At 63.5% G+C, this 23,678-nt stretch carries 18 protein-coding genes; 13 read left to right on the top strand and 5 right to left on the bottom strand.

All coding sequences use genetic code 11. The features are described 5' to 3' along the window. Nucleotide 1 precedes the first annotated feature (1 nt). The 4 genes from OK015_RS16445 (at nucleotide 2) to OK015_RS16460 (ending at nucleotide 3,204) form a co-directional block, all read left to right on the top strand. Nucleotides 2–1,000, top strand: coding sequence for a TniB family NTP-binding protein (locus OK015_RS16445; protein ID WP_260753053.1), 999 nt, complete (start codon nucleotides 2–4; stop codon nucleotides 998–1,000). An 891-nt stretch (nucleotides 1,001–1,891) separates the two neighbouring features. Beyond that, nucleotides 1,892–2,299, top strand: coding sequence for a hypothetical protein (locus OK015_RS16450; RefSeq protein ID WP_268124487.1), 408 nt, complete (start codon nucleotides 1,892–1,894; stop codon nucleotides 2,297–2,299). After that, nucleotides 2,296–2,466 (top strand): type II toxin-antitoxin system Phd/YefM family antitoxin, encoded by a 171-nt coding sequence (locus tag OK015_RS16455; RefSeq protein ID WP_268124489.1) that lies wholly within the window; start codon nucleotides 2,296–2,298, stop codon nucleotides 2,464–2,466. Before OK015_RS16450 ends, OK015_RS16455 begins: the two co-directional genes overlap by 4 nt. Nucleotides 2,467–2,676: 210 nt before the next feature. Then, nucleotides 2,677–3,204 carry a hypothetical protein gene (locus OK015_RS16460; protein WP_268124491.1) on the top strand — a complete coding sequence of 176 codons (528 nt, stop codon included), beginning with the start codon at nucleotides 2,677–2,679 and terminating at the stop codon, nucleotides 3,202–3,204. A gap of 246 nt (nucleotides 3,205–3,450) precedes the next feature. Here the strand turns inward: OK015_RS16460 and OK015_RS16465 are convergent, their stop codons facing one another. After that, the gene (locus OK015_RS16465) at nucleotides 3,451–4,455 is read right to left on the bottom strand and encodes a hypothetical protein (RefSeq protein ID WP_268124493.1); all 1,005 of its coding nucleotides are present in this window, start codon (nucleotides 4,453–4,455) and stop codon (nucleotides 3,451–3,453) included. Nucleotides 4,456–5,348: 893 nt separating this feature from the next. After that, on the bottom strand, nucleotides 5,349–8,756 hold the full coding sequence (locus tag OK015_RS16470) for a DEAD/DEAH box helicase (RefSeq protein WP_268124495.1): 3,408 nt from the start codon (nucleotides 8,754–8,756) through the stop codon (nucleotides 5,349–5,351). 441 nt (nucleotides 8,757–9,197) lie between these two features. On the opposite strand from OK015_RS16470, the gene OK015_RS16475 reads away from it, so the two are divergent. The 3 genes from OK015_RS16475 (at nucleotide 9,198) to OK015_RS16485 (ending at nucleotide 14,177) form a co-directional block, all read left to right on the top strand. After that, on the top strand, nucleotides 9,198–10,616 hold the full coding sequence (locus OK015_RS16475) for a hypothetical protein (RefSeq protein WP_268124497.1): 1,419 nt from the start codon (nucleotides 9,198–9,200) through the stop codon (nucleotides 10,614–10,616). A 242-nt stretch (nucleotides 10,617–10,858) separates the two neighbouring features. Continuing rightward, a complete protein-coding gene (locus tag OK015_RS16480; RefSeq protein WP_268124500.1) occupies nucleotides 10,859–11,833 on the top strand; it encodes an AAA family ATPase in 975 nt (324 codons plus the stop codon). Between the two features lie 274 nt (nucleotides 11,834–12,107). Continuing rightward, the gene (locus OK015_RS16485) at nucleotides 12,108–14,177 is read left to right on the top strand and encodes a S8 family serine peptidase (RefSeq protein WP_268124502.1); all 2,070 of its coding nucleotides are present in this window, start codon (nucleotides 12,108–12,110) and stop codon (nucleotides 14,175–14,177) included. Between the two features lie 38 nt (nucleotides 14,178–14,215). Here the strand turns inward: OK015_RS16485 and OK015_RS16490 are convergent, their stop codons facing one another. Beyond that, nucleotides 14,216–14,659: a helix-turn-helix domain-containing protein gene (locus OK015_RS16490; protein ID WP_268124505.1), complete on the bottom strand. Its 444-nt coding sequence runs from the start codon at nucleotides 14,657–14,659 to the stop codon at nucleotides 14,216–14,218. Then, entirely contained in the window at nucleotides 14,649–15,521 is an 873-nt protein-coding gene (locus OK015_RS16495) for an ImmA/IrrE family metallo-endopeptidase (protein ID WP_268124507.1), read from the bottom strand. Before OK015_RS16495 ends, OK015_RS16490 begins: the two co-directional genes overlap by 11 nt. Before the next feature lie 116 nt (nucleotides 15,522–15,637). Here OK015_RS16495 and OK015_RS16500 point away from each other — a divergent pair, with 116 nt between their 5' ends. From OK015_RS16500 to OK015_RS16515, 4 genes are read left to right on the top strand one after another with little or no spacing between them, the layout of a single operon-like run. Beyond that, nucleotides 15,638–16,006, top strand: coding sequence for a hypothetical protein (locus OK015_RS16500; RefSeq protein WP_268124509.1), 369 nt, complete (start codon nucleotides 15,638–15,640; stop codon nucleotides 16,004–16,006). Then, nucleotides 16,003–16,569 carry a hypothetical protein gene (locus OK015_RS16505; protein ID WP_268124512.1) on the top strand — a complete coding sequence of 189 codons (567 nt, stop codon included), beginning with the start codon at nucleotides 16,003–16,005 and terminating at the stop codon, nucleotides 16,567–16,569. Before OK015_RS16500 ends, OK015_RS16505 begins: the two co-directional genes overlap by 4 nt. Further along, nucleotides 16,553–17,155: a hypothetical protein gene (locus tag OK015_RS16510; protein ID WP_268124513.1), complete on the top strand. Its 603-nt coding sequence runs from the start codon at nucleotides 16,553–16,555 to the stop codon at nucleotides 17,153–17,155. The genes OK015_RS16505 and OK015_RS16510 overlap by 17 nt, the downstream gene beginning before the upstream one ends. Next, complete coding sequence (locus tag OK015_RS16515) at nucleotides 17,119–18,576, top strand: ThiF family adenylyltransferase (RefSeq protein ID WP_268124515.1); 1,458 nt, start codon at nucleotides 17,119–17,121, stop codon at nucleotides 18,574–18,576. The genes OK015_RS16510 and OK015_RS16515 overlap by 37 nt, the downstream gene beginning before the upstream one ends. Nucleotides 18,577–19,132: 556 nt before the next feature. Here OK015_RS16515 and OK015_RS16520 read toward each other — a convergent pair. Continuing rightward, nucleotides 19,133–20,044, bottom strand: coding sequence for a hypothetical protein (locus OK015_RS16520; RefSeq protein ID WP_268124517.1), 912 nt, complete (start codon nucleotides 20,042–20,044; stop codon nucleotides 19,133–19,135). A 589-nt stretch (nucleotides 20,045–20,633) separates the two neighbouring features. Between OK015_RS16520 and OK015_RS16525 the strand changes: the two genes are divergently transcribed. Together OK015_RS16525 and OK015_RS16530 are read left to right on the top strand one after the other, a co-directional pair. Next, the gene (locus OK015_RS16525) at nucleotides 20,634–21,752 is read left to right on the top strand and encodes a hypothetical protein (protein WP_268124519.1); all 1,119 of its coding nucleotides are present in this window, start codon (nucleotides 20,634–20,636) and stop codon (nucleotides 21,750–21,752) included. A gap of 812 nt (nucleotides 21,753–22,564) precedes the next feature. Then, nucleotides 22,565–23,605, top strand: coding sequence for a CobW family GTP-binding protein (locus OK015_RS16530; RefSeq protein ID WP_268124521.1), 1,041 nt, complete (start codon nucleotides 22,565–22,567; stop codon nucleotides 23,603–23,605). Nucleotides 23,606–23,678 lie beyond the last annotated feature (73 nt).

The raw sequence follows: 23,678 nt of genomic DNA on the forward strand, positions 1-23,678 counted from the left end.
CTTGGCATCACCGACAACCCGCGAAGAGTGGCGTGAATACTGCACTTACGAGCCCACCCCGGACTCGCAGCGACCCTCGTTGAGTGCGGACGAGATCAAGGCTCTCGGCACCGTCGAGCGGTCGGCGTACAACGAGCGACGCATCGACTACCTGAACGAGGAACGCGTTTTTCCCACCCGGGATCTCACCCGCATCCTCAACCATGCACGGCGACTGCTTCGCCGATCACGGGCCAAGAAGTTCGTGGCCAGGCCCGGTATCCGAGTATCCGGGGAACCCAGGACCGGCAAAACCACCGATGTGATGGCCGCCGGAAAGCGGCTGGACGCAGAGATACGGCGAACCTGCGGCAGGGAGAACGACCTCTCCTTCCTGCCCGTCGTGTACACCACCATCGCTACCGCGACAACGACGAACAAACTCTGGGTGCGCCTCGCCGACTTCGTCGGTGCACGCGAGCTGCGAGGTAGCAATGCCGACGAGCGACTCGTGGACCTGGCGCGACTGCTGAAGAGCCTCGGCACCAAGTTCGTCATCCTCGATGACGTCCAACGCCTTAACACCGATCGCGCCGCAGGAGCCGAAGTCGCCGACAACATCAAGACTTTCGCCGAGAACCTTGATGCAACGATGCTCTTCGCAGGAATTTCGCTGGAGACCGCTCCCCTGTTCAGCGGCGAGAACGGAGAGCAGTGGCGAAAGCGCACCCGGCCCATCAACCTGAGCAACTACTCACTCTCGAACGACGCCGACCACAAGGAGTGGGTGCAGCTCGTCGCTTCCATCGAACGCATTCTTCCTCTCCCCCTGCATGAGCATGGAATGCTCGAACGCCATGCGGACTACCTCTACCACCGCACCGGCGGCTCGATCGCATCCCTGAGCGATCTGATCATCGACGCGGCCACCGACGCCATTGACTTCGGCACCGAAGCCATCACCCTAGACCTCCTCGACTCGATTGCCATCGACGACGTAGACCCGGGGGTCGCCCGCTGATGTCGCTTCGTGCCGAACGGTCGTCGACAGTCCCGGAGGGTGTCCGCCGCGGCCGTCAACGACTTCCCGTGCCCGTCTCTCCGATGTGTTCGGAGACGTTGAACAGCTATCTCCGCCGGGTAACGGATCAGAACCTCTTGCGGCCCGGCTGGCTGTCCCAGCTCTCCCGACAGCCCCACTTCGTTGCGAACCTCGTCGAGCTCACCGGTTTGACGGAGCGAGGGTTAGTAGCGGCGCTTCCAGAACTCCGCAGTCCGCATGCGATCAAGCGCTGGCCACACCTGGTCGGCCACGTCTCGAAGCAGGCGGGGATCCGATCCGCATGCAGACACTGCGCCGCCGCGCAAACTCAAAGTCGAAGCCAACCGGTGACTGTCTTCGCAAGTCATGAACAGGTGCTCTGCGCCGCACACCAGCAATGGACAGGAAGTTCTGCACTGAGATGCGACGCTCAGCAACAATTTTCAGTCCGACAGTGTCCTGACATCGCAGGCGCGAACCGCCAGCACCGTGGTCTCATCCGAAGGTGGGGCCGCGGCTCCACGTACTCGTGCTTCACCGCCGCAGTCACCTGCTTCTCTCTCTGGTCAAGTTGGCCTGCCGTCTACCGCGCACCTGATATCCAGCGGCGCAGGGAACGGCTGGATGTCCGCGATGAAGCACCACCGACGACTCCTCGACACGCCGCCACCTGGTACCCCTGCGCGGTGGAGCTGACCGACGTCATTATCTCCCTACGGCACGAAGCGGCGAAGGGGCGAAGATCCTCCGCCGCGAAAGTCGTTGAAAAGGGCCTCATTCAACTACAAGGCATCGTTCCCGGCCTGTCATCGAGCGGTGCGTCGGATCCCTTCCGGCAAGCAATACTGGGTGAATTGCACACTCCCCCAGATGAAGTTGAAGTTTTATCGCACAACCGATCACACGAGTTTCAGCAGTACAGAAAGGACAATGGTGGCAATGTCAGGCCGAAGCTGTGAGGAGCCCGCCAACCCAATCGGATCGATCTGCACTGAATGGGAGTTCGACCAAGGCATCGCATACCGCGTCGTCTACACACCCGACCGGTTCCCCGCCGGATGCACGGCTGGAGTTCACATCAGCGCGATTCAGTTTGAGGACGGCAGCTTTGAGACTGCTGCCGAAGTTCCACACATTTACCTCGATTGCCACCCTGACTCCGGACTATCGATTACAAACGCGCGTGCTCTCGCGGTGATCCTCACCGAGTCCGCCGCTCAGCTCGAGAGCTGGATCGAGATGTTCGGCGCCGCTAGCGATCCAGGTGACGACCGATGATCGATCCTTCAGTGCCGCGCATCAGCATCACCGAACTACGCCGACATTTCAGCCGGTTCATCGGCGAAGCCCAACAAGGGCGGATTTTCGTCATCACCCGGCGTGGCCGCGACGTTGCCGTGCTCGTCCCGGCCGGGCGCTTCGCCGACGAAGATCTGCATCAATGACGTAGCCGTCGCACGTCCGATAGAGCGCTCGCCGACCAAGAACGGGACCGCGAGCACTATTGGAGTCATGCAACATGCAGCATCCCGAACGAACTTCGACCACAGTCCCTGCTACCGCGACGGTCTGCACCCGCCTACGAAGCCCGGCGCCAGTGGTGCCGCACTCATGGTCCGGCCAGTCGCTCGCGAGGGTATGGCCAAGCCGTCGCCGTGGCGTCACCGCCGCAGACCCAGCAGGACGACACCGGTCCCGCCGAGGTGCGCCGACGCCGTGCAGTGGCCGCCAAGCAGTACCAGCCCAGCAGGGTTCGGCTTCTGCTGGTGGCCCAAGCGCCACCTGACGCCGGCGACCGCTACTTCTACTTTCTCGACGTGGCGCAGCACGACTGGCTGTTTCGGGCGGTCGCGCGGGCAATCCTGCCCCATGTAGAGCCGACCCGGACCAACAAGGCATCCCTGCTGGCGCAGCTGCGCGACCGCGGCATCTTCCTGATCGACCTCAAGCCTGATCCCGTCGACGGGTCCGACCTATCGCCCTACGTGCCCGCGCGCCTTGACCGGATTGCCGAGCTGGAACCCGAACGCATCATCCTGATCAAGGCCGACGTGTTCCGCGTGGCATATCCCGCGTTGGCCGCCGCAGGCCTTCCGGTCAGCCAGATGCGGATCCCCTTCCCTTCGTCTGGGCGACAGAAGGAGTTCGCGGTCGCGTTCGGTCGGATCCTGTCGGGCGGGTGACCGTCGGCGCCGCAGCGATGATTCCCTTCGAGCACCGGTGGGTTGTGGACGGAGGCACTGTCGCCTGACCAGCAGGCGTGCCGAACACATCGACTGTTCGAAGGACTCGGACGGGGTTGGCCAACCCGGACTTGGTCCTCGGTTTGAGAACTCGCTGCCCACAAGTCGCTCACCATGTTGCCTTCCTCAGCGGGAGGGCGCACTGGAACCGTCATAGGCGGGCGCGAGGTCGAGCAATTCGGCACGTTAACCGCCTTTGCGGGAACGAATCTCGGTGAGCATCGAGATCACCGTCGAAAGGCCGTCTTCGTGCAAACCTTCATCGCGTAGTTCAAAGCGGTGCGGTTCCGCTCTTTCACCGGCGGCGGTGGTGCCGTTGCGTCGGCGGTTTGGATCTCGGTGAACCACGATGAGCCCGTAGGCCTCCAGCGTGGCGTGGGTGTCCCACATCGCTCGTGACAGGTCGTACTCGAGGAGTCGGTCGCGGCCGCGAATGGTTAGGCGGTCCACAGGAGCGTTGCCGAGGTGCTTCAGGTCGCGCAACATCAACCACATCGCGGTCTCGGACTTACTGAGGGCATGAACCCATCCGTTGGTGAAGAACGTGGCCGGGATATCGAGGGTCTTGACTTTCGCGCCCGGCCGTTGGTAACGCTTGGTGCCGGCCGCGGTGGGCCCGTTCTCCCGGTTGAGATGCACCTGGTCATCAAATCTCGGTTCGCCCTTTCTGCCACCAGGGGGCACCTCGGCGAGTCCGAGCTTGCTCAGCTGGACGAGGGCATCGCGAATCTGCCGCTTACGGTTGTTCCGGGAATTGCTCGCGAACGCAGCGTTCGGCGATGGATTGTGAGAGGCCGCAATGGCGATCAGGTCGATCAGCCCGAGCGCGTCATCGTCGCCGTCGATCGTGAGTTTCAGGCGGGCGTCTCTCCCCAAAGCGTCACCGGTCTGTGCCAGGTACATGAGCGTGAGTCCTAGTGGCAAACCCACCCCTTTGGTTAGCGAGGCTAACGCCGCCAGCGGTGGCTGACGTGGCAGGGCTGGTTTTGGCCGGTCGACCAGCTTTGCCGTGTCGTACTCCTCTTCGACAAGAGATGGGACACGTCGTACGAACCCGACCCGGATTGGGATGTCAGTCAGCTGTGTAGCCGACTCTTTGGCCCACCTCGTGAGATTGGCGCGTACCCCGGCGTCAACCGGGTGCCGCCCCGCGCGCAGCGTCTCCAGTCTGTTGATCCGTTGCTGCAACACATCGCGCCGCGGCTTCGGATCGGGGGGCTGATCAGTGGATTCCACTCCTCCACTGTACGCAAATATTTACTTTTCACAGAAAACGGATTGTCACGCCTATGTGACTCTCTTAGTTCTCTGAAATGGTCAATGTCCAATAGGCGTGACAATCCGTCGCGCCATCGTGACCGAGTGTACTCGACAGCCGGCCAAAGCCACGCTTGTCTGGTTGTTGTTGCTCAACGTCTCCGCGTATCGGGGACAACGGGCGACGACCAACCTCGGGCCCGGGGTCATCAACTGCAGGAACTCTCACGAAAGGAGAAACGCTATGGACCACCCGCAGCACCCCGCCCGCGACACGCGCCCGTCTATCTGGCCCGCACTCGCGTTCGTCGTCGCGGTCGTGCGCACTGCCGTAGACGTATGGCAGCTGTTTGAGAAGTAGCGCGAGGCAGGGGGCGGTCGTTCGGCGATTCGCAGTCGACGACACGGCCTCCCCCGCGCCTGCTTGGAGCAGCTGGCCAACCTCACTGCCCGCACAGCGGTAGTGTTCGACTTCCAGAAGTACGTGCACCGCCTCGACCAACAAGCCGACTACGCCAGCGTCAGACCCGACACCCCAAGAGCGACAAGACGTGGCGGACCCCAGTCCGGCATGTCCTGACCTGGCACTACGCCCCTGGATCCGGAACCACCTGCCTGGGCGCGAACCCGTGCCTGGCCCACGCCCACGGGGCGGATCGTGGCCGCGGGCATGACACAGTCCGGCGGCGAGGCGACGATAAACCGAAATCGACCGTCCTATCGATGTATAGCGCCTCTCACCTGATCTCCCACACTCGTGGCGACCACTGGCCACGATCGGGCCGTTTGGTCCTCCGCCGCATTCGTCGTGACACAGCGCCCATCCCTTATGGTGCGCAGAAGATCCGGGTCTTTGCCGACACACTGGCCGCGGCGGCGATCGTGGTCTGCAGCAGATGGTTGAGTTGGAGGGACTCTCGCCGCGGTTCGGGCTTGGTCAACTCGTTGTAGAGGGCGTTGGCCGAGAGCATGTTGCCCAACACCAGCCAGATTTCTTTGGAGGTCAGCGGATTACGAAGCAGCGGGGACAAGCCGCCCTCCCATGCCGACCGCGCGTCGGGCCACTTCGAGACCCGAAATCGGTTGTTGACTGTCAACGCGATTTTGCCCTTACCGGTGAAGGTGTGCGGTTGATCCCACTGGGCCAAGTTCGGCTCACGAAGTGAATAGGTGGAAAACAGACCGGTGTTCTTCTGCGCCTGCGCGCACACCTCCTGAACCGCCGATGCCGAGAACTTCTTGTAGCTGTCTGACGCCTTGGCGTGGACCAGAACCACGCGCCGATTCTCGCCCTCGTCGGCGAGGATGAAGTCGGCGGTTTCCTGGCCCATGTCGCCGCAGATACCCAACGTCGGAGTGAAGGTCACTGCCTCTGGCTGGTATCGCTGCGTCCATCCTTGGTCGAGCGCGAGTGAGTCTGTGTTGAATCCGGTTTGGGCCCAGCTGTCAATGAGCCCAAACAGGCTGGCGGGGTCGTAGCCGTCGCCGTTGCCAACTGCCAGCGCACCTTTTTCCATCTTTCTCGCCTCGAACTGGGTCGAGGGATACAGGCAGTACCCGACGAAGAACTCTTCAGCGGTGAAGCGCTGCCCGAACTTCAGTCCCGGCGCGTAAAACGCACCGTGCACGTAGATGACTTCGGGGTCGTCGGGGATGATGTTGAACGCCTGCCGCTCGTTGAGCGCCCTGGTCAGCGGCACCCTGCGGTCCCCCACCGGGACGAAATCCTCGTCAAGAAGCCGTGATTCAATTTTGTACCTGCCCTTGGCGGCATGGAATGTCACATCGAGGTCATAGACCTTGTCGTTGAGGGTGACCTTGAAGCCCGACGTCGCGCCCGAGCCGGTCACCGATGTGGTTGATCGATCGACACACAGCTCGTCGCTGCGCAGATAGTCGTCATCGCTGTTGCGCAGCACGTAGTCGCGGGACAACTCGGTCAAGTCCAGCAACAGGTTGGCTGGCGCATACTCTGTGACGCCCTTGCGCGCCGGCGCGGCATAGCGCCCGTAGACCTCGGGATATCGTTGTTGCGAACGCATCTGCCGTAGAAGGGATTCCACCCAACGCCGGTAGGCGCGCACCCGCAGTGGCGGACCTTGTTCGGAGACCCGGCCGGTGCTCAGCCCGACGTAGCGGCGCAACAGATGCACCCCGGTTGCGTTGGACGACGGCATCGCCGGCCGGACGGTGATGTCGAAGTTCTCGTCGATCATCTCCTGGTAGTCGATGTCGTCGAGGATTTGGGGAGTCGTTCCGTTGTAGCCGGTGACGGTGGACACCACGTGTCCGTACTCGTCGAGGATGGGTGGAACATCGGCGATCGACGGCGCCGAGATCGTCCGCCGGCGCACCACCCGGTTACTGAGATTGGTGTTGCGCGATCCGATCAGCGAGATGCGGCCCTGGGCGCCTGGCATGACGACGCGCTCCAACTCGCCGGTGCCCACGGGCGGTAGATGGGACAACGCATCGGTCCCGCTGCCCGACCCCGTACTTGCCGTCGCCACCACACCACGGGTGGGCAAGAGCATCACCATCCGCGCCTCGACCACCGGCAGCGCGAAGTAACGATTGTTCAGAAAGCCGACGTTGTCGACCTTCGCGCAGATATAGACCACGGTGTTCGGCGAGAAGGCCGACACGTCGTAGCGGGTGAACTCGAAATCGTTGGCGACAAGGTCTGCTTCGACGAGATTTGTCAACTGGTCCAACGTGGCGGATCGGGTGACCCGCCGGAGCGTGACCCGACGCTCGAAGAGCACTTCGTCGGCCACCTCTTCGGGTGTCATCGGTGGCTGCCCGCCGTCCTCGGCTTGGATGTGCAGCACACTGCGGAACTTCTTGTCGATGTAGAGCACCGGTGGCTGCACCTTGGTGAAGTCTGTGACAAGCACCTTTGACATGGCGCGGGCGAGATCCTCGGCGGTCACCGTCTGGTCGAAATCCCTGTACAGCTGCCAGTACTTATCGATTCGGCCGCGGAAATGGTCGAGCACCCAGGCCTGGCCGGTGTCGTTGTCACCCTTTCGAATAACCCGCCCAATTTGTTGGACGATCGAGCGGACATTGCCGAGCATGTCGAAGAACGCCAACACCTGGAATCGGTGGTCGTCGATTCCTTCCAGCAGTTTGTACTGGTGAATCCAAATCACCGCGTCACACTGCCCGGGTGCGGGCACCGAACGGCGCTTCCATCCATCGGTCGGGGGGCCCGACGGATAACGGTCATGGATCCCGACTACCCTGCCCGAGAATCCGCGGGCGATGAACGCATCGCCCAGGCGGGTGATTCTGGCCATGTCGTCGCAGTGGATGATGATCCGCTGCGTCCATCGTGACGTGTCAGAGCCCCACAACCCTGTGCAGTAGTCGATGACGTCGTCACAGAACAGCGCCTCGGTCAGCGCCGACTCACGTCGCTGCACGTGCACGTCGCGGATAACCTCCTCGGCGACCGCCTCATGCAACTTGAAGAGATGAATATTGCCGGCGCTGATCCGAAATGCTTTAAGGTCGTTGCGAAATGGGGTAGCGGAGAGCAGCACGACCGGCTTGGCGAGGTTGCGCACGGCCTCGCTCCACTTAGCCGCCGGCTCATAATGTCCTTCGTCGAACAGAACCAGATCGATGCTGGAACACAGTGCCGCGTAGGCTGATTGCTGAACCGGTCCCCGACCACGCTGCAACTCCACCAGCATCTGCACGGTCATCACCAGTACCGAATCGGTCTCAGACAGAATCTTCCCCAGATCGGTCTCGGGTGGATGCTGCGCAAGGCGACCGGATTGACGTTCGACGAAGGTTGCCAGCTCGTCGCTGAGGATCGTCCGCGTGGAGCGGTACAACGCGCCCATCGAGCTCAGATCCGCACTCTTTCGAACGGCGTAACACATCTTGGGCAACCGTATGTCGAGTCCGAGATCGAACTTTTCCGGGTTGATGAACAGGTTCGCCCCGACCTCGCGCACCAGTTGGTCGCGAATAGGATCTCGAGTCGTCAGCACAAGGACATTGCCCACTTCGGGCGCACACTGGGCTAGGCCCGCGATCACCGCGGTCTTGCCTGTGCCGGTTGGATGGCACACGAGCGCAGCCCCGAGCAGGGCCCTCTCCTCTGCGGGCACGGCGTAGAAGTCTTGGCGATAGCGGCGTGCCATCGTGACGGCCGCCATCTGATAGGGGCGGAAGCGTTCGCGGTAGCGAAGCTTCTTCAACGGAGGTCGTGATGTCATGCGAAGTTCCCCCCATGAACGATCTGGACGACGGGCCATCGTAGTTCGATCCTGAGCAAAGCAACCCCGATTGTGTTCTTTCGCGGTCCATCCCCAGCCGGTCTTGTCCGCAGTGCCGCGACGAAGCCGCACCACCCCGGGCACCGCCAAACTGGCGGCTCACGGATCAATGGGTCAGTGAGTCAGGTCGGCCGCACCTGGCTGCGAGCTCAACCGACGCTCAGCCACTGGCGCAGTCTCTCGCCGTTGGGTGTTGTCGATGACGAAGCATCGCCGCCGGGGTAGGTGGCTGCGGGTCGATGCATACTCGCGAGACATCACCCAGCGGTTCACTGCGCCGGCATTGACGACGGCCAGCGCGGCTGGGCGCGGCCGTGGCGTTGGCGGGAAACGGCGGCGGCAACGCCGAGTTGTCGGTCTGTTCTGCGACGATGAAGGGCCATGGCTGACGTCGATTTCGCCGCATTGCGTGGATTGCTGATCCCGCTGATCGAAGGCTTATGCTCGTGCACTCATCGAGAACTCGACATCCGGTTCGCCGAGCTCGGCCTGGTGGAGCCGCCTCAGACGCAGGGTTCGTCGCGCAGCCGCGCCCAACGTGTGCAGGCGGTTGCGGCAGGACTGCCTGACAGTGATCTCCCCAGCGTGGCCGGGCGAGTCCTGAGCACCGCCGCGGCACGGCCGGTCGAGCGTGTCGCCATCGAAGACATCCTGTGGGCGCCGTCGGGCGCGCCACGAATTCCGAAACGCACCCGCCGCGAGATCGCTGCTGCACTGGCGCTCGAGGACTTGGTCGTCGACGAGCGCCGCTTCACCACAATGTTGGAATCGCTGTGGCCGCTGGAACCGCCCAACCCGTTCGACGCCCTGCTCGGGACCGGCCCACCCCGTCCAGCGCTGTGGGGTCCACCCGATCTGCGCGCCCTGATCTATCAACACGTCTATCGAAACCCCGGCGACTGGTCGACAGAGGACCTCTTCGAGCATCTGGGAGCGTTCGAGGCCGCCGACCGTCGTTTCGGCCTGTTCCTCGAAGCGATCACCTCAGCCGACGTGGTTCTCCACGAACCCAACCAACGCGCAATCGTCGACACGATCAACCCCTCCCTGCGCCAATGTGGACTCCATTTGGCCGAAACTGACATCCGCGACGGCTACCCCGTCTTCACCGTGGCCCGGCACGCAGCCGGAGGGATGCGCCGTCCCAAGAACTTGATCTTCGCCTCCCCGCGCAAGCCCGACCTGCGGCTCACCGACGCCCTCGACAACGACATCGAGATCCTCACCGGCGCCGACGACGTCCTTGTCTATGACCGCCCGATCGGACCGGGCGGACTTCGGTGGCGCGACCTGCAAGCCTGGTGGCAAGACGCGCACCCCGAAAACACCCCGAAGCAAGCCAAAAGCATGCTTTATCAACGGCTTCTGCGTGCCATCCCGAGGGAATCCCCGCCACAGCAACTGCTCTTCACCGCCTATCACAAGATCTTCGGCGAAGCCATCCCCGCCCTGCCGGCGCTGCTACCCGAAGTGTGGCTGCACTGGGACCCCAAGACCATCCAACAACGCGGCGCCGATGCGCTACTGCGCTTCCGGATGGACTTCCTAATGCTCGCCGGCCCCGAGCGCATCGTCATCGAGGTCGACGGCGCACACCATTACGCTCACCCGGACGGCCGCCGCGACCCCGTCCGGTATGCGGCCATGATGAGCGCCGACCGCGATCTGCGTCTCAGCGGATACGAGGTGTTCCGCTTCGGCGCCGAGGACTTGCGCGACCCCGTCCGCGCCACGCCGATGCTCACTGACTTCTTTCAAACGCTGTTTGACCGGCACGGCGTCACCAGGACCGAAGACTGAGCACGTCGACGTGTCAGAGCGATGTGCCATCGTGGCCCTAGCACGCACGACCGCTACAAATCATCCAAGGAAACGCGATGTCGAACAACCCGGGTGTAGGCCTTTGTCGCCGGCGGCGGCGGTTGTCGCCACGACGCCACTGCGTTGGCCGAAGCCTGCCGTCGCTTCCTGGCATCTGCGACACCCCAGCGGCAAGGGCTAGATAGCCCGGATCTGCTGATCGCCGCCCCTAGGATGAAGCCGTGGCCGGACGACAGCTCAAGGAGATTTTCCGTGCGTTCCACGCGCGGGATGAGTTGGCGTTCCGCCGCGCAGCTACGGAGATCATTGAGGAAGAGCAGGCAAAGCACCACAATGCGTTGGCCCGTGATCTTCAGAAGCTGCTCGTTGCGGGTAGCGGGACCGTCGACTCTGGCACGACAGTTCTATTGCCTGCGCCACCAAAGGATCGCGAAGGCGAGTGGGACCTTGGAGAGGTCCGAGAGCCGGAGCGTCTGCTGGAGGATCTGGTTTTACGTAAGAATGTGTCAGCGGCACTCGAGGGCGTCGTCAAGGAAGTACGGCAATGGTCATTGCTGGATGCGGCCGGCCTACCTCGGCGGCAACGCCTCCTCCTGCAGGGTCCGCCCGGTTGTGGAAAGACGACCGCGGCGGAGGCCATGGCCGCCGAGCTGGGACGTCCACTTCTCATCGTTAGGCTGGATGCGGTCGTCTCCTCGTACCTCGGTGAGACCGCAAGCAACCTCCGTCGCATCTTGGACTATGCCGACCAGGCCCCGTTCGTCGTCCTCTTCGACGAATTCGATTCATTGGGCCGCTCACGTGACGACAGTTCCGAGCACGGAGAGATGAAGCGTGTCGTCACCGCTTTCCTCCAGATGACAGACCGTTATCGTGGCCCGAGCCTGCTGTTGGCTGCGACGAACCATCCATCCCTTCTCGACGAGGCGCTGTGGCGCCGCTTTGACGAGGTACTGACTTTCGACCTCCCGACTGTGCATCAGCTTCGGCAACTAATACGGCTCCGGTTCAAAAGCGTTGCTCATTCGAGCTTGGAAATCGACAGCTACGCGAGTGCGCTAAAGGGGCTGCCACACGCCGCCGCCGAGAAGCTCGTCATCGACGCACGCCGCACAGCCATCCTGCGCCACGCTGATGTCGTGGACGACAGCCACGTTCGAGAGGTCCTTCCCGGCATCACGTCTCGGCCGTGGTGAAGCGATGCCCGAACACTTACTGCTTCCCAATCCGCGACCAGTTCAGTCTCGGCGTTCCAGCCCTGCGGGAGGTGGCTCACCGCAGCGTCAGCGCGGGGAACACGGCAGACATCTGCGTCAGCAACTGGCAGTTGCCAGGGCGCCTCGCCAACTCAACGCTGGGGTGGATCCAGACCTGGTGTTCAAGATTACGGCGGGAGCGCGACCGGAGGACTCGTCGTTTGAGGGCCGAGGTCTCCAAATTTTAGGCGAGACCGTCGACTACACCTATTTCGTGTTGTCAAGCGATCAGGGCGCATCACTCGACGGCGCGATCCAGCGCTACGTCCGCACCGGCGAACTACGAAGCTTCTTCGATCAGATCGACGACATCGAGCCTTACGGTCCGGAAGATCGTACCGGCCCGGGCATCGGTGATATCGCAGCGAACTCCGCTGGCACGGCGGTTGTCGACGTCATCATCTGGCCCTCCGGAGCCCACAACGAAGCCGTCAGGCGATCAACCATGGTTGAGACGATCGTCACGCAGAACGGTGGGCAGGTATTGCTGAGGTCGGTCTCTGCACGCCGAAGCTACCTGCGGGTAGAGGTGACCGGCGTCGGATTGTCCGATGTCCTCGACACCAGTGTCGTCGAAATGGTTCGCACGCCGCCGGTTCCGTTCCTCGACTTTCGTGACTGGCGTAACATTGACATCTCGTCCGTGAGTCGAACTGATCGTGCCAGCGAAGTGGTCGGCGTTCTCGACGATTCTCCGGCGTCGTCGCATCCGTTGCTCACCGGACTCGTCGCCTCCGACGAATCGCTGTCACCACCGACCTACCAATGGCAGCGGCGCGGGACTCATGGCACCGAGGTGGTCGGACGCCTCCTCTTCCCTTCTCTTCACGAAGAGCTCCGTGACGGACTGCCTCTGACTGCCGTGGGCAGCGTTCGAGTCGTGCGAGTTCTCGAACCCGATCCGTCCCGGCCCGATCGTCCCCCGCGTTTCGCGACGTACGCCGCGCCCCACGACTTGGTGGAAGCTGCGATCCGCCACTTGCATGCCGCACACGGCGTTCGGATCTTCAATCTCTCGATTGGCTATTCAGAGCCCTTCAACGACCTTCACCTAGGACCGCTCACCGAGACAATCGACGACCTCGTACGCGAACTCAACATTGTCGTGGTCGTGCCAACCGGAAACGCGGCGGCGGACAGAACAGCTCGTAGTCCAAGTGGTCATCACATCATTGACGACAAGCCGGAATTCTTCTTCTCACCAGAACACCGGCTAGCGGAGCCCGGCCCGGCCGCACTGGCAATCACGGTCGGAGCGCTGGCGCTCAGTGGAGCGCCAGCGGAGCTACCTGGCCGTTTCGGGTGGCGAGCCGCCGCCGACGCCCAAGAAGTGTCGCCATTCAGCCGTAGCGGGCCGGGACTGGGGACGAACTCGCGGCGGGCCAACAAGCCCGACGTCGCTCACTTCGGCGGAAACGTCGTCGTCAACGACACGGGCAACACCGTGCCCAATGAGCCCGGTGCGTCATTGATCAGCACGTCAACCCGAAGTGCCGACGGCCAGATGTTCGCAGCCGTCAACGGGACCAGCTACGCCGCACCCGCTGTGGCGCGCGTTGCAGCCGACATCGCCTACGCATACCCTGACGCCTCCGCGAACTTGATCCGCGCCCTCGTTGCGACGGGGGCATCACAGACCCCAATGGCAGCCAGGATTACCGAGCCACACCGACGGAACCGTCTGTACGGGCTCGGGCTCCCCGACGCGGACAGGGCAATATCAAGCGACGGCCACCGGGTCACGATGACCTACGACGGCGCCCTGCCGGTCGACACCGTCCAGATCCACCCGATGCCCGTCCCCGAGCAGTTCCGACGAGGGAGTCGGCGAGACCGCGTCATCAGCGTCGCGCTGGCATTCGACCCGCCAGTGCGCCGGCAGCGTCGTGAATACCTGGCTGGCACAATCAAGTTCGAGGTATACCGAGACATCGGTGCAGATGAACTTGCCGAGATACTCCAGCGACAAGACCCCGACGACCGCGCCGAACTCATCAGTGATCGGCGCAAGTTGGACTTCCAGCCCGGGGTCAACACCTTCACCCACGGCACGCTTCACCTCCGGACGTGGGTCGGACGCAACTCATTCGTCAACGACGACGAGACTTTCCTCGTCGCCGTCACCCATAAAGCGCAAACCTGGGCACGAAACGATTCGGCGTATGAAAGTCAGGCATACGCGTTGGCGGCAACTCTGGAGGATCGCGATCTTGCGACCGCCGACCTCCATGAGATTCTCCGGCAGCAACTCCGCGTCCCCAACCGCGTGCGGCTGCGCGCCTAGGGCTGGTTTAGATGCGCCCCCCATCGACAACAATGTGTTCAGCCGTCGTCGTCCATCGGTTCGCTAAGCCTGATGGCGTTGTAGATGTGCTGCCAGCGCTGGGCGGTCCGTGGGGGCTCGCCGCGAAACTTGATCGTGCTGAGCATCTGCACATCGGCGGCGGGCAGTTGCTTGTCCTCGGCGAAGTCCATCAGGCTCGGTGGCGGCGGACCGTCCGGTTGTGCCAACACTCGTCGGCCCAGCAGATCCGCCATCGTCACCCCGAGCGCTTGCGCGATCGCGTACAGCGTTTTCGCTGAAGGCCGTCGCACCGCCTGCGTCGACGCGTCGGAGTTCTCCAATGTCGAGAGGTAGCTCTTGCTGACCCCGGACTGATCGGCTAGCTGACTTAGATTAAGTCCCTTGTCTTTTCGGAACTTGGCAATCCGCGCGCCGAGTCCGGCCTGCTCGGGTCGGTCCTCGTTCGCGGGGTCAGCTTGCACGTTGGAGTCCGGTCCGATTGCCGTCGCTGACCAGTGCCAGAACTCGCATGTGTCTCACTCCGTGATCGTCGGTGTACGGAAACAGCCGGGCGCTCACGCGCACTCGACCCAGGCCGGGAGTGGTCAGTTCGTCGAGTTCGACTACCTCGTCGACGACTTCGCCTTCGAGGGCGCGGTGGAAGACCCCTCCTTCGGCCGCTGACTTATGCCGGGGAACGAACCGCCACCGGGCACCGCCAGGGATGCACGACTGAACGCGCAGTTTCGGCTCACCGTTCGGTTCACTCGGCTTGACGGCCGGCTCGAGAGTCAGGAACAGCGTCGGTACGGAGGCCAGCGCGCACACCCGTGCAGCAGTGGCAGTCAGACTCGCCTCGTAATGGTCGGCCAGGGCTTCCACCAAGCTCAGATCTATCCGGTTGCCATCCAGATCGGCGCGGAACGCGTCGCGCGGAAACAGCAGCTCCGCAGCACCCTGATCGCACAGTGCCTCCACCGCTGGATCACACCACACACCGGCGGGTGGCGCGATCTCGGGGTCGCAACGGTACTGCGGCTGCAAAAGGAAACCGGGCATGAACGTATGGCTGACCTCGTGGAAGGCCGAGAACCGCTGCCGGCCCCACGACTGGCCAGCCCGCAATCCGATCACCAGACCGTCGGCCGCGGGCACGATCTGACCAGACCACGGAATGTCGAGCTCCTCAATGCGGATCACGCCGCGATAGGACGCCACCATGTGGTGATCGACCGGCGTCGTCACCCCCAGATCGGCCAGGGTGTCCCGCATCAGGCCCACTACGAGCTCGCCGGCCGGTGTGCCCGGTGACGCCAGCCGGGCCTCCTCGAATTCGGACCGCATTGCCACCTCCGTTCTCGATCAATGATATCTGGTTCGCGAAAGGGAACAAGTGCGTGTACGGTAGGCCGTGTTCTCTATAGAGAACGCCATGTTTCAACAGCGAACAGGAGGCGGCGATGCCGGTCGAAGTAGAGGTCATCGAAATCATCGAGGTGGCGCCCGACGGCGACGTCGTCGAGTTCACCGAGATCGTGGAGAACGACAAGCGCCCGCGGGAGCGAGTCGTCATCCGCGTGGACAACAAGGACAACGGCGAGACCGTGCACTTGCGCGTCCCCCTGTCGAAGACGGTCGACGAGATCGTGACCAGGATCTACGCCGAGTTCCGGGCCACCCGCAACGTTGAGGACCGACTGACGTGTCGCGGCGACGGCGCCGACGTCTTCCAGTACGCGCACCTGACGCTGCGGCACTACCTGCGAGATGGCCACTGTCCCAAGCTTCGGTGGGCGTTCGCCGGAGGCACCGGTGGAGCGCGGCGGTGACCTCGGACGTTCCACACGTCGCTGATCCGGAGATCGCGGCAGCGGTGTTCGCCGATCATCTGGGCCGAGTGCTGGCTGGGCCGCAGGCGCGCGATCACGGATGGAAGTTCACCGTCGTGGACCCGTTGCACGCCGTGGTCGGGCTGACTGCCACGCGTCCCGACGGCGCCACTGATCCGTACCACGTCGCGCTCGGCGCGGAGTTCTACGACGTGCATCCCCCGACGGTGAAGTTCGTCGTCCCGGAACCCGGTTGCACCGGTTGGCCGGAGGCCGGTGCTACCAGCCGCTGGCTACCCGCACTTGCCGGGCTCGACTGGTTCCACGTTCACGCCACCTACGGCTACGCCGAACCACCGCCTGAATACTGTGCCTCCTACCGCCGCCCGCGCCAACTGGTCTGCTGCTCGATGACGCTGGAGTACTACATCTCCGGACACGCCCCAACTGACGGTCAGCGATGGCGGCAGGGGCGCCACACCCTCGGCGGCACGCTGGCACGAATCCAGGAGGCTCTGCTCAGCCCCCAGTATCAGGGACCGGCCGGTGCTGACGATTCCTGAGTCGCAGTGGCTGGCCATGCTCGACGTCTTCACCACCTTCCCGCCGAACCATGAGCGCGTCGCTTATTTCGACGGCTTGCGCCTCCCCGACCCCCGCGGGCGGCAGCGCTCGGTGGCGACGACGGTGACGGTGCCCGACGCCGCGACCAGTCCGCGGAACTTCACCGTCAGCGCCGAGGCGATGGAGCGCGCCGGCGGACACTTCGACGCCCTGAATCAGGTACGTCTCGCGCAGGTGCACACTCACGGCGACGATGACACCGACCACTCCTCGACCGACGACCGGCGCGCCTACAGCCAGCGCGACGGTGCCTTGTCGATCGTGCTCCCGCACCACGGAGCTGGTCGTCCGTGGCCGTGGCAGACCGGTGTCCACGTCCGTGAACCGGCCGGTTGGCGCCGACTGCACGGCGACGAGATCAACGACGTGCTGCGCATCGTACCCACGGTCCTCGACTACAGGAGAAAGTCATGGAACGCGTATCCGACCGCCACACCGGAGATCTCGCCGGCCGCCTCACCCCCCTCTCATCTGCCCGTGCAGTCACGGTGGCCGTGGCCGTGGCGCCCGAGTCGGCGGCGCTAACCGCCACTCAGCACACCGCGTGGATGACGGTGAACCTGCTGGCCCGCTGCGAGGGCGTGATCGCCGCCGTCCAGATCGCATGCCCGGACGGCGTCGCCCTGACAGATCGGGTCGTCCCAGGAGCGTGCCCCGGCTCCTGGCTCGGCGACGCGCTTCTCACCGGCGCCCGGAGCGTCGGAGTGGTACCCGTCGCCCTGATCGAAGCGGGCCAGCAAGCGGACATCACCCTTGTGATCGGCAGCGGCGCATCGCCCGCCACCGCGAGCACCGGATCATCGGGACCGGAACGAGTGAGGTATGTCTGTGCCGACGGGTGGTGGGGTGGTGTCGACGATGCGCCGATGACTATCGCCGGGGTGAGCCCGCTGCCGTTCGGCCCCTACATCGGCGCCTGCCTTGCAGTCGGTGAAACCTTCCTCCTCGCCCGGCTACCGCATCACGTGACGCCGCCGTCAGGGCGATACGGGTGGGACGCCTGGTCCGAGCAGGCCACCACGGCACCCGACACCGCAGCACCCGACCTCGAACCTGACCTCGACCTGACCGGCACAGTGCTCGCGGGTGTCGGCGCCGTCGGCACCACTTGGGTACACGCGCTGTGGGCCGTGCCCGGACTGCGCGGCACGGTCGAGCTCGTTGATGACGATCGGGAGGGCGTGGCCACCACCAACCTGAACCGCTGCCCGCTGTTCGGGGCCGACAGCCTGGGCAGGCCGAAAGCTGGAGAGGCCGCGCGCATCTGCGCCGACGGCACGATCACCTGGAAACCCCGGCGCGGCCGCTTCCAGGACTCGCCCGGACACCCCACACTGCTGATCTCGGCTGTCGACACCAACCGGGCCCGCGAGGCGCTGCAACAGCAGTACGTGCCGCGCATCCTGAGCGCCAGCACCAGCGACGTGCGAGCCGAGGTGTTGCGCATCGGGCCTCCGGGAATCGGAGCTTGCCTGCGCTGTTACAACCCGCCCGAAGCCCTCATCGCCGACGACGATCTGCGCCGGCGCGCCCTCGCCGCAGGTCCCGCTGCTCTCGACGCGCTTGCCGCCGAGGTCGGCGTCGACCGAACCGACATCGAACGGGAACTAAACCGCAGTCGATGCAGTGAAGTCGGCGATCGCCTGCTCACGGTGCTGCGCCGAGATCACCCCCTGGCCGAGCCCAGGTTCGCCGTCGGATTCGCCTCCGCGCTGGCGGGCACCCTGCTGGCAGCCGAGACGGTCAAGACCCAGATGAAAGCACCCATGCAGCCGAGCGATCGGCGGTGCAACAACGTCACCTTCCAGTTCCTGAAACCACAGTCAACCGTCAACGAGGCAAGGCGGCTGCATGCGGAACCCGGCTGCCCCGCCTGCTCCCCAACCAACGCCGCCACCGCTTTGTGGCGGGACCGCGCCAACCGGCTCGATCCAGGTGCCGGCTAGACGACGCGCCACAGTCGGTGTACTGCACGCCTCAGCACCGGCTCCATCGTTGCTGTCTCTACACGCGGTGACAGCTGGGGTTGCGCCGCTTCCGGAGCGTTCGGCGACTACACGGCCCGCTGCGGTGATCATCCGCGGACTAATAGAAGACGCCTACGCCGAGGACAGCCCACGCAGGCTACCGGTAGGTCGCCCCCATCCCGCAGACAAGCACTCCCCCACCTAAGACCACTGATCCTAAAACCGCAGTCTGACATTGGCTTTGACCATCACGCCACAGCGACGACAATCGATGCCGGCCTCGGACCTGTGATTCATTTGATGAAAATGGGGGAGTTCTTCATGGATAACCGCTGGTATGGCGTCAATGCGCTGCCCCGACAGCTGGGCTCTCGGACGGCAACGTCTGGCCGGTCGACGGGCCACCGCCCGAGCCGCTGATGCCGCAGCCACCCGAGCCAGCACGGCCGCCCGCCCGGTGCCGCAGCGGCACGGTGTGACACCGAGCAGGCGTGACGGCGGCTAAGGCTCGCGCTGAGCGCATGCTCGCGCGGTTCTAGTCAGCCGGTAGCCGGTAGTCGGCCGCCAGGTCGGAGACAATGTCCGCGAGGCCCTTCGGATAGTTGCGCAACCGCTTCGGGTCCGGCTGCGGACCGATGGACTGCGCCTCGAAGAGAGACACTGCCGCCTCCGTCATGCGCAGAGCGTTTCCGAACGCGTCGAGCGTGACCGCCAATAGGCCCGAGTCGTCTAGCTCGCGATTGTCAAACACGTACCCCGCCAGCCACTTAAAGCCGTGCACGAATCCCGATCCGAGCGAATAGAAGGCCTTGGCGCTGCGCGGATGCATCACCCTGTCGAGGTCGGGGTCTGCTTTGCGCGGCAGGCGCTTGTCCATCCAATCTTCGGCATTCTCAACAAATTTCATCGGTCCTCCAGTAGGCCCGATGATCGCATCCGCAGGCAGCGCCGCTATCTCGGCGTGACGTTTAACCTCACGAGCGCGGCGCTTCTCAAACTCGGCCAGGTCAGCCTCGGCCATCGGATCGCTGCGCGCCTCCAGAGCTGCGGCCTCCAGCTTCTCAAACCCCTCCTGCTGGCCACGCTCCCCCTTGAGGAACCCATAACAGCGGCGAATCCGTTCTTCGGTATCCGTCTCGCTGATAAGCCAAATGGTCTTGGCTGACGATTCCATCGCAATGCGGCACAGGGCCGCCGTCGCTGATGTGCGCATCTGTCCCTGAGTCAGAGCGAACGCGATCACCTCGGCTGCCGCCGTGAGGCTCTCGCTCGCGTTCATCGTTGGATATAACGCGGTTGAACTGACAAGAGTCTTCTCGCCCTCAAGCGTGACCGCAGCGTCGTCTTGGGCGAGTCGACTCTGCGGATGCGGCCGGTTGGGCCGTAATCCCCACGACAGGAACCCTTTTGCGTGTGCGGCGCGTTCGCCGATCAACGCGATGAACATGGACCGGAGCAGTTTCCGCGCGTCCTCGGGATACTTCGCTTTGAGCTTGGCCCAGTCAACCTCGGAGAAATCCGGCCGTGGAGCCGGTGCCCCTCGCGGCGGCTTAGGCGGCAACTTAACGCCGAATTCGGCTGCCTCTCGTTCGTTTCGAGCGTCGCTCTCCTGACGGCGCCGAGCCTCCCGCTCTCGCCTCTGTTCCGTCGTCTGCCTGTTCCTCTTTCCCTTGCCCATTGTCTCCCCTCCGCATCGGCTTACAAGCACGCGAAACTCACGATAAGACCGTGCGCCGACAGGCTGCGATAATGATGGCACCAACGCGCGACGGTAACGGCGAACCCACAGTGAACGCGCGCGACGGATGTACGGGTCCGCATTGTCGATTTCTCTCTTGGTCGGGGCGCCCCGTCCGAAGAAACCTGATAGCGCCGGCTCAGAGTGGAGCTAACGGGACCACAATTCGTCGGCGGATCATTGTGGTCTGCCGAGTAAACTAGACGGGATTGGTGCAGCGTTCGCCCACTCGGAGGAAATATTGCGGCCAGTCACGCCAACAGCAGACGGAGCGCGGTACCAGGCCCAGCACCTGCGGATGACGATTATCAGCATGGGGGAGACGCCCCGCCCAAGAGATTCGCCTGTCCTGAGCCATGAAGTAAGAATGTGCCGAAGTGGCTTGCTCTACGCAGATCACGTCAGGCTTATCAGCCCATTCGCATCGATCGTTTTTGGTGCGGACCGCGACGCGGATAGCAGTGCTGAAACAATAATTGAATCGCTGATCGACTCGATCGAAAAGTCTACTGCCGATGAGCCCGGCATCCAGGAGGTGCTCGAACTGTTCCGGGCACAGCTGGGAATCGCTGAAGCTGAAATCGACCAGCGCGTGAAAGCGGCAGTGGCGCAATTCAGACGGTTGCACAGGGAAAAGACAGAAAGAATGGGCTTTGGAGAGCTAAAGTGTGCGGTCGATCGCGGGTTGCTCACGATAGATCCCACTGCCGGTTTCGCTAGGCTTATTGATCAACCGCCGGACGAGATCGTGACAGAAGGCGAGATCGTGTCAGTGGTAAGCGAAATTCATGATCTATTGCATTCGGGTCGGATCTATCCACTATTCGATGCTCGTGTTAATCGGATGGTCCGCGATGGCGTCAAAGAAGGTTATCTAAAGCCAGTGCCGACAGCTCGCAGGCTTGGCGCTGATGCGGCTATGGCCGATGGTCTTTTCGACAGGCTGCCGAACTTTCCTCTCGCGACGATGGCAGAAATCCTCGACATACGTGACGCACTGACGATTCCGTTAAACAACTTCCGGGCTGGTGTGCGCGAGCTAACCGAAGAAATCGACCTCGCTCCCGAGGATCTACATTTCGGCGCAGAGATCGAAGACGCTTGGCACGTACGTGTGGCTCCAGCGTTGGACGAGATCGAAGACGAAATTCGAACGAACACAAGTATCCGCGATTTGCTCAAGCGGGGCCTACGAGACCCAGCTGGCCTCGGAGCCTTAGCGAGTGCGTCGGCGTTGCCTGCCAGCCTGGCTATTGCGGCCGGTCCGCTTGTGAGCGCCTCGGCCATCGCTGGTTTCGCGGTCGGCCTCTCAGTCGCCGCCGCGAGGAGCTTTTTGACGCAGAGTGACGATTTGCACGATGCGACGAAGGCCCAGTTCTACTTTCTCTACGGAGCCAACGAGCGAATGGGTCGATAACCTTAACAACCTGGTTTGTACTTGAAAGATACTGTGCCACAGCTTTTTTACTGGTAGCCCGGTGTATCCGATTACTGCATATTCCTGGGCCTCTCCGTGCTAACCGACTCAAGATCCGCCAGCAGCCACCAGCCAAACTCAAGACTTGCGATTTACCAGATTATTGGCGGTGGCCGCTCGCTGCAGCCATCTGACCCGTATCGGGCCGGGTCGGGCCGTAGATGTCGGCGAGCGTCATCAGAACGGCCGCGGTGTGGGCGCAGACCGCAATCGCCTAATCGTCCAGCGGGCCCCACGACTTGATCAGCGTGGTCGCACAGCGTCGGCGAATCGATGTTGTCCGGCACTATCGTGTCTTTCTGGATTCCGTCCGGCACTCTCGGTTGGTTCTGGACAGACGGCCACGATTCCGTCCAGAACAACTTGAGAGTGCCCAGGTAAGCGCACTCCCCCCGGTCTCAATTAGTTCCGGATCGGACACCTTCCGTGTGAATGCCACCCAACCCGGCCGACATCTGACGCCCTCCCGCGGACCGACCGCACGCCTGTACACCGGCCGTTGCGGCCGGATCGACGGGCGGCGGATCGGCGGGCGGCAGCGGGCCGGACAGCCCCGTTCGACCAGCGGGATCATTGAGCGACTCGCTCGGCGCCTCTGTTCGGCACTGGCCCGCCCATTTGTCCCACCGCGATATCGCCCAAATACGTCACTGTGACGAATTGCACTGCGGCGCGGGGCTATTCGCCAGGCTCGGTGTGGCCTTTTGGGATTCATTAGCATGGCGGGAACCGGTGCGACGGGAAGGACAAGTGTGCGGGCGATCCCTGTGATTGGCTTGACGGGCTATCTCGGTGCGGGCAAGACAAGTCTGCTCAACCACGTGCTTCGCAGTCCGGGAGCGCGCATCGGCGTCATCATCAACGACTTCGGTGAACTCAATGTCGATGCCATGCTGGTGACCGGTCAGGTCGACGAGCCTGCCTCCATCGCCGGCGGCTGCATCTGCTGCCTGCCTGACGATGGCGGTATCGACGAGGCGTTGACCAAGCTTGCCGATCCCAAGCTCAATCTCGATGCCGTCATTGTCGAAGCCAGCGGCCTGGCCGAGCCTGTCGCTGTGGGCCGGATCATCGGGTTCAGCGGGGTTCCCGGGGTACGGTTCGGCGGGCTGGTCGATGTCGTCGACGCCGCCACACACTTCGACACCGTCGATGTCGGCCACATGCCGCCGGCACGCTACGGTGCGGCCTCGCTCGTCGTCGTCAACAAACTTGACCAACTCCCCCGCGGCGATCGCGCCGTGATCGTCGAGCGGGTGGAACGACGCGTGCGAGAACGCAATCCACGCGTGTCCGTCGTCGGAGCGATCGGCGGGCAAATCGACCCTGCACTGCTTTACGACGTCGCGGGAATGCGCGACGAACCGGGCCAACTCTCCTTGCGCGAACTACTCGTGGAGGCCGCGTCCGACCCGATCGACCACGACCACGACCACGACCATCACAACGCGCACGCCGACTCGGTCACGGTGACGAGCGAGGGCGAAGTCGATCCGGGCGCACTGTTCGACTTGCTCGAGGACCCTCCCGCCGGGGTGTACCGGCTCAAGGGAGCTGTGGTCATGAGATACGGAAGGGCCGCACCGACCTTTGCCGTCAATCTGGTCGGTACCGCGATTCACGTCGCGACCGCGCCGCCCGGCGTGTCACCCAACTGCCTGGTTGCGATCGGAATGGGCCTCGACACCGACGCCGTGCGCGCCCGACTCAATATCGCGCTGCGTCCATTCACCGGCCCGGCGACCCTCGCCAATGCTCACCGCCTGCGACGCTATCGGCGGCGCAGCCTCTGAGGTCGAACACCGAAAAGCACTGCGCCACAGCATAATTCGTCACTGTGACGTTTGTCCTCGGCGGGCGGCGGGC

This window comes from Mycobacterium sp. Aquia_216, from assembly GCF_026723865.1.
Taxonomy (GTDB): domain Bacteria; phylum Actinomycetota; class Actinomycetes; order Mycobacteriales; family Mycobacteriaceae; genus Mycobacterium.

What these genes read in the sequence shown, in the direction of transcription:
- OK015_RS16470 (WP_268124495.1), bottom strand. Translation starts at nt 8,756, where the DNA reads ATGACATCACGACCTCCGTTGAAGAAGCTTCGCTACCGCGAACGCTTC.
- OK015_RS16520 (WP_268124517.1), bottom strand. Translation starts at nt 20,044, where the DNA reads ATGTTCATCGCGTTGATCGGCGAACGCGCCGCACACGCAAAAGGGTTC.
- OK015_RS16455 (WP_268124489.1), top strand. Translation starts at nt 2,296, where the DNA reads ATGATCGATCCTTCAGTGCCGCGCATCAGCATCACCGAACTACGCCGA.
- OK015_RS16495 (WP_268124507.1), bottom strand. Translation starts at nt 15,521, where the DNA reads ATGCGGTCCGAATTCGAGGAGGCCCGGCTGGCGTCACCGGGCACACCG.
- OK015_RS16475 (WP_268124497.1), top strand. Translation starts at nt 9,198, where the DNA reads ATGGCTGACGTCGATTTCGCCGCATTGCGTGGATTGCTGATCCCGCTG.
- OK015_RS16450 (WP_268124487.1), top strand. Translation starts at nt 1,892, where the DNA reads ATGAAGTTGAAGTTTTATCGCACAACCGATCACACGAGTTTCAGCAGT.
- OK015_RS16525 (WP_268124519.1), top strand. Translation starts at nt 20,634, where the DNA reads ATGACGATTATCAGCATGGGGGAGACGCCCCGCCCAAGAGATTCGCCT.
- OK015_RS16500 (WP_268124509.1), top strand. Translation starts at nt 15,638, where the DNA reads ATGCCGGTCGAAGTAGAGGTCATCGAAATCATCGAGGTGGCGCCCGAC.